General features: G+C 62.0%; 1 pseudogene. It reads right to left on the reverse strand.

The window, feature by feature from the left end:
• Positions 1–413, reverse strand: a pseudogene (locus tag EOA60_RS37140) (peptidase M20); the annotation flags it as partial.

Consider the following 413-nt stretch of genomic DNA (forward strand, 5'->3'; position numbering starts at 1 on the left):
ACCTCATAGCCGCCGCGCAGATCCTTACATTCGAGGCAGATCGGCGGCGGCGAGACTTCCCCGTCGGACCTGTCACACAGAGACGGGTTGCCTTCGATTGCCTTCATAGCCTCTGACGCGAGCAGTTGAGCGCTGATACCCTCGAATGGATAGCTGGCGTGTGAGGAGTGTCCAATAACGAGACCGAACGGAAGCGCCTTGCCGATCGTGCCGCGGTAGATGGCGCGGCCCTCGGTGCCATCGCCTTGGTCGCTCGTCGCGTCGAGGTTAATTCCGGCTACAATGTCGAGACCGAACTCAGCTGCGATCGCGGGCAGTGCGTCACGAAGGCTCCGCATGCCCCGAGATCCGCGCTCCTCGTCGGGAGTGGCAACCAGGACGAGGTTACCCTGCCTATCGGGATCCTCAGCAAA

Source organism: Mesorhizobium sp. M1A.F.Ca.IN.020.06.1.1, from assembly GCF_004023265.1.
Classification (GTDB): Bacteria; Pseudomonadota; Alphaproteobacteria; order Rhizobiales; family Rhizobiaceae; genus Mesorhizobium.